Raw genomic sequence first — 6,125 nt, 5'->3', positions numbered from 1 at the left:
TCGATCTGTTCGACTACGGCTAATTTAAAGCCCAAGTTGTAATCGCGCTGAGTGCGCTTCCGGCGTTTAGGTGTAGAGTTGTCCATTAATAGGTCCTCAATGTGTAAACCTATTTCAGGACGGGACAAAAACATTAAAGAAAGCCAAACTCAAGACAAGCCTTTTTTTGCTTACCTCGCCTACACTGCTCCCCACTGGCCTATACAAGCACCGGATAAAACCATAGAAAAATATAAGGGCCGTTATGACAGCGGTTATGAAGCACTGTACCAACAGCGCTTAAACAAACAAAAACAACTGGGTCTGTTAGCCGAACAAAGTCGTGCTAGCGCTGCCAGCCCTTCTATTACACCGTGGCATGAACTGACCAACAAGGAGCAAAAAACTGAAGCGCGACGCATGGAAATTTATGCAGCCATGATCGATGAGATAGATAGCCACACTGGCCGTATTATCCAGCACCTAAAGGATAATAAACTATTTGATAATACGGTTATTATATTTCTATCGGACAATGGTGCCGAAGGCCACAACCTCGACAATACCTGGCCTAAAGACGGCTATCCCAAAATCAGAAAAGTTATCGATGAAACCCACGACTTTAGTTTTGACAACATGGGTAAACCCAGCTCCTACACATTTTTAGGCGAAGGCTGGGCCAGAGCCAGCAGCCCGGCGCTAAAATACTACAAAGGTTCTACCACCGAGGGCGGCACTCGCGTGGCAGCCTTTGCCCATTACCCTGCAGCTTTTCGCCGTGGAGTAATAGAAGAGCAGATGATATCAGTTAAAGATATTACCCCTACGCTGCTGGAGATCGCGGGCATTAATCCGCCCCAAGGCCACTATAAAGGCAAAGCGATAGAACCTATTACCGGCATTACCATGACCTCGCTGTTAACTAATGGCGTGCTCCCCAAGGCAGCCAAAGAGCGCACCCTAGGTATACAACTGATGGGTAAGCGCGCATTACGTAAAGGCGATTGGAAGCTGGTACACATGCCGCCACCTTATGGCAGTAATCAGTGGCAACTTTATAACTTAAAAACTGATTTAGCCGAAACCAAAGATTTAGCCGCTAGTCATCCCGATAAACTCAAAGAGCTATTGCAGCTGTGGCAACAATATTCCAAAGAAAATAATGTGATATTGCCCGACTGGGTTAGCGGTTACTAAAACTAAACCAGTATTTTGAAAAAGTAGCTTAAGGTAATTGCGCGGCATAGGCAGTGGCCTCTGCCGCCCTGCCCAAGCGCTGTAAATAACTAACTAAAGCCGTCAATATATCGGGGTGGCCGGGATGTTGCAGCAGCGCCTTTTTTAACACCGCTATGGCCAGCTCGGACTGGCCCATATCAAACAGCACAACGCCATAAACATAACTATAATGCGCCACCCTTGGGGCTAACTCAGCAGCCTGTTGCACATGGTTTAGCGCCTGCTGCCGTTGGTTTAGCCGTATATACAATAAACCTAAAGAAAAATGCACATCCGCATTAGTGGGCGACAGATTCAGACTTTTTAGTAGCAGGGGTAAGGCCAGTTCATCCTGCCCTTGCGCTCTATACCAGTCGGCAAAATTGATTAAAGCGGGAATAAAATCAGGCTCTAATAGCAGCGCATGTTGATAAGCCTGCTTGGCTTTAGCAGCCTGGTCTAACTGCTCATATATAGCAGCCAATTGCAGCTGGCCGTTGGGGCTATCCGCATGGCTGTTAGCCATAGCGAGATAATCGGCAACCGCCTGCTGTAACTGCTGCCGCTGCGGCTCAGTAAGCGCCGTTGATAGCGCTGTGGGCACAGTAGCGGCGGCTAGTAAACGCGTCGCCTCTAATCTAACAGCTTTGATAGGGTCGGATAACAGCGGCCATACTGGGCCTATACGCTGCTCTAGGGGCATGGCTGCCAGCACCTGTAAGGCTGCCACTCTAATTAAGGGCTGCGGCGCGGCCAATAAAGTCAGCGCCGTGTTGATACTGTATTGATCCTGATAAGCACTTAAGCGCTGCAACGCCGATGCCCTGATAATAACAGCTTGGCTAGAATCCGCAGCCAGTGCCGCCAACTTGGGCACTGCTAGGGGCTGTAACTGATCAGCCGCGTTAAAAGCGTAGGCAAAATGCGATTGCTTAATTCGGTCGGGGTACCATTGCTTAAAGGCAGCTGCCGCCCAAGCGACGCTTTTATCCTGGTGGCATTGGTTACAGGCATTAGGCAGCGCCAGCTGCAGGGAAATATCCGGCCTGGGCACTCTCAGGCTGTGATCGCGCCTGGGGTCTACCACCATATAGGTGGTCTCTGGCATATGGCAATTGACACACTGGCCACCGCTGCTATCTGCCACATGGTGATGATGCTCGGGGCTATCAAAGCTTGCGGGGTTATGGCATTGCGCGCACAGTGCATTGCCCTGTTGTTTTAATTGCAGGCTGTGGGGGTTATGGCAGTTACTGCACACCACCCCGCGCTGATGCATTTTGCTTTGTAAAAAAGAGCCATGCACAAACACCTCTTCTTTAATCTGGCCATCGGCATAATACAGCGATGACTCAATTAATGAGAGCATGTGGCTATCGAGTAACTGCTCAGAAAAGCTGGCGCTTTTATTATCGCTATGTAGCGAGCTGCGACGGGAGTGACAACGGCCACAATGATCAATTTGGCTATTATTTGCAGCGCTATCTCCTGCCTCCCCCTGCATACGACTTATATGGGCTGTAGCCGCTTTGGGGTGGCGCTGCCATTGCGCTGCTTGGTCTAAATGAGCTGTTAATCCTTTGCTCTTAACAGCAGCGCTTTGTTGCTTACTCCACTGTATATGTGCAGCGCCGGGGCCGTGGCAGCTTTCACAGCCCACGCTAATTTCTGACCAAGTGGTTTGATAGCTATTGCTCGCAGGCTGATAGTTTTTTTGCAAGTTGGTGGAATGGCATTCCGCACACTGGCTGTTCCAGTTTTGCGACTGCCTAGTCCAGTGCAAAGCATCTTGATGGCTAACTTGTTCGTTTGGGTAAAGATGAAACCAGCGCTGCCCGCCCTGCTCCACACTGCGGCTATCCCAAGCGATAGATAAGGCTTGCAAGCGGCCATCATCAAAGGCAATTAAGTATTGTTGCAGCGGGTGCACCCCAAAGGTGTAGGCAATTTTAAAATCCTGCAAGCTACCATCAGCACCATCGGTTTTAACCCAAAAGCTCTCACCTTTTTTATAAAAAGTAGAGCGTATGCCGTTATAGCTAAACTCGCTATTATTGAAATCACCCAATACTGTGAGTTTACTGGCATGCTGCATAGCTTGCTGATGGTGTGAGCCCTGCCAATCCGCAAAAGCCTGTTGGTGGCAGGCAGCACATTGCTGGCTGCCTACATAATCACCAGCCTCATCGGCTGCCGCTAAATGGCCAAAACATAAAAAAAATAGAAAACAAAAAGTGGCCATACCAGGCCAAAATACAACCAACAGACTATCCCCGCAAGCCTTGATTATTTTTATGGTTTTAATGAATAGCACTGGTGGCAGTTGCCTGTTAAATCCATCTTGCCTATGCGTATAAAAAAGTCATTATTCTCTATAGCGCTGTAAACCTGCTCTACCAAGGGCTTAGAATCTTCGTGCGCCATTTTATCCCAAGGTGCGTCAGCGCGAGAAAACCAGCCGTAGTCTAGCGTTTCCTCAGTGGTTTGAGCGAGTAACTCAGTATCACAAGCCGAGCGAAAAACCATATAAGCCTGATCTATAGGGATGATGGAGCTTATGCTCATGGGGATCATAGCCGAGGGTTTAATTTGGATACCGGTTTCTTCTTCTAGCTCCCTGGCGGCGGCTTGTTGCAGCGATTCACCACACTCGACAAAGCCAGCAGGAAAGGCCCACTTACCTTTGCAGGGCTCTATACCGCGTTGAGTCCAAAAAAGTTTATCGCCGCAATATAAAAAGGCCGCAACCATAATGGTAGGGTTTTGGTAGTGTACATGCTGACACTGCCCACACCATAGGCGCGGCTGTATATCGCCTGCGATCTGCTGCAGGCACAGCTCAGCGCCACAGTAACAGCAATACTTCATCATTTTGTGTGCGCTCATTTACAAGCTCCTAGCTGCTGAAAAGCTTATACCTAGCCTACCGACAATTATTACGATTAGGCTACTAAAGCTAATGCCATAATAGCCTATTTAATCGCAGCGTGTGTAGCCAGCAGGGCTACCACTAAGCAGCAATAGCGGCCACTATGGCCGCCAAAAAAAGAAGCTATTAAGCTATATTGCCGTAAGCACCATCGTGGAACAATATAGGCTTTTTCAGCTCGCCCTCTTCCATCTCAACGACTTCGCCCACTAAAATAACATGATCACCACCGGGATACCGGGCCCATACCTTACATTCAAAACTAGCTATAGCACCATTAATAACCGGCATATTGGCTGCACCCATATGAAAATGTTCAGCCGCCAACTCATGAGAGCCCTTTTTGGCATAGGTATTGGAGATATCCTGCTGATCGTCAGCCAAAATATTAATGCTGAAAGTCGCCGCCTTTTCGAACAGAGGAAAACACTCAGAATTATTTTGTATGCTCCACAGCACCAAAGGTGGATCTAGTGACACTGAAGAAAATGAATTAATGGTCATGCCAAAAGGCGCTTCACCTTCGGGCTCAGCAGCCACCACGCAAACACCCGTAGGGAATTTACCCAAAGCTTTTCTAAATACTAATGGATCAAAACTCATAATAACTCTCTCTTAATAAAACAACTGTCTTCAATAATGAATTAACGTATGCGCAGGCAATAAGCTAGCAGGCCACTAATTAACATGGGCACGGCGAAAACCATAAAACTCATCGCCATAGTCACCTGTGAGGCAATCATATAACCGGCTATAGCAGGCCCGAATACAGCACCTAAACGCCCCAAACCTATGGCCCAACCAACACCGGTGCTGCGAATTTTTGTTGGGTATAGTTTGGCCGCTGTGGCATACAAACCGGTAAAGCCACCTTGCAGGGTGACACCAATTAAAAAAATCAACGCCAGTAATACAGTGGTATTAGCTGGTGCTAAGGCAAATAACAGCATCAAGGAAAATGCCGACAGTGAAAACAAACACACCAGGGTGGTTAACATCCAACGCGTGGCCAATGCACCTAATATGAAAATACCCAGCACACCTCCAAAATTAAATAATGAAAATGCATAGTTGCCTATTTGCGCACTATAACCAGCATTCACCATAAGCTTGGGGGTCCAGCTCATTAAAAAATACATGCTGCAAACACACATAAAAAATGAGGACCATAAAATCAATGTTTTGCTGCGATACTCTAGCGCCAACAATTTAGACATATTGCTAAGCACGCTATCGCGACCAGTGCCAGCCATAGTGGCTGTAGTCTTATCTATTTCGGGTAGCTGTGTCAGAGGCGCTACAGAAAACCTGGCTAATATTTTATTCACTTTTAACAAGGCATTTGGCGGCCTTTTTTCACATAAAAACTGTAACGATTCTGGCAATAATAAACAGGCTAATACCGCCATAGCCAAGGTCACCACGCCACCTAATATAAACATGCCGCGCCAGCCAAAGTCTGGCACTATATAACCGGCAACTAATCCGGTCATCATGGCCCCCAAAGGATAACCAGCAGTTACTACTGCTACAGCTAATGCTCGGTATTTATTGGCGCTATATTCCGATGCCAGTGTTGCCTGGCTGGCCAGCATAGCACCGGCCCCTAGGCCACTAATAAATCGCAAGGCTATTAACGCGGCTAAGCTATTGGCATACGCAGTTGCCAGCACCGATAAGCCAATCACAAATAAACAAAGTATCACCAGTGTGCGGCGGCCAAACACATCGGAGAAAGAGGCCAAAAACATCGCCCCCAGCATCATACCCGCTAATGAAAAGCTAAATACCAAGCCCAGCTTATCCTCAGCTATCTGCATTTCTATGCCTACCGCATTAGCAGTAACCGCCATGGCAGTAATATCAAAACCATCCAGCATGTTAAAAACTAAACAGAGAAAAACCACCAATAGCTGCTGATAACTCACCCTGCCATTATCAATAACATCTTTAACTGAAAAGTTTGCGCACTGTGCTGTCATGGTTTCACCTAAGATTA

5 protein-coding genes are annotated in these 6,125 nt (G+C 47.5%); 1 reads left to right on the top strand and 4 read right to left on the bottom strand.

The genetic code is table 11. From position 1 onward, the window contains the following. Positions 1-99: 99 nt before the first annotated feature. Positions 100-1,176 carry a sulfatase-like hydrolase/transferase gene (locus NO559_RS15990; protein ID WP_258332883.1) on the top strand — a complete coding sequence of 359 codons (1,077 nt, stop codon included), beginning with the start codon at positions 100-102 and terminating at the stop codon, positions 1,174-1,176. Positions 1,177-1,204: 28 nt separating this feature from the next. Here NO559_RS15990 and NO559_RS15985 read toward each other — a convergent pair whose 3' ends face one another. The 4 genes from NO559_RS15985 to NO559_RS15970 form a co-directional block, all read right to left on the bottom strand. Further along, a complete protein-coding gene (locus NO559_RS15985) occupies positions 1,205-3,439 on the bottom strand; it encodes a tetratricopeptide repeat protein (RefSeq protein WP_258332882.1) in 2,235 nt (744 codons plus the stop codon). A gap of 50 nt (positions 3,440-3,489) precedes the next feature. Continuing rightward, positions 3,490-4,083: an NUDIX hydrolase gene (locus tag NO559_RS15980; RefSeq protein WP_258332881.1), complete on the bottom strand. Its 594-nt coding sequence runs from the start codon at positions 4,081-4,083 to the stop codon at positions 3,490-3,492. Between the two features lie 169 nt (positions 4,084-4,252). Continuing rightward, positions 4,253-4,729, bottom strand: coding sequence for a flavin reductase family protein (locus tag NO559_RS15975; RefSeq protein WP_258332880.1), 477 nt, complete (start codon positions 4,727-4,729; stop codon positions 4,253-4,255). A gap of 41 nt (positions 4,730-4,770) precedes the next feature. Then, the gene (locus NO559_RS15970; RefSeq protein WP_258332879.1) at positions 4,771-6,108 is read right to left on the bottom strand and encodes an MFS transporter; all 1,338 of its coding nucleotides are present in this window, start codon (positions 6,106-6,108) and stop codon (positions 4,771-4,773) included. Positions 6,109-6,125 lie beyond the last annotated feature (17 nt).

The sequence above is a fragment of the Dasania sp. GY-MA-18 genome (assembly GCF_024734385.1).
GTDB lineage: Bacteria > Pseudomonadota > Gammaproteobacteria > Pseudomonadales > Dasaniaceae > Dasania > Dasania phycosphaerae.
Note: the sequence above shows the minus strand (reverse complement) of the source record. Positions and strands in the feature narration are given on the sequence as shown.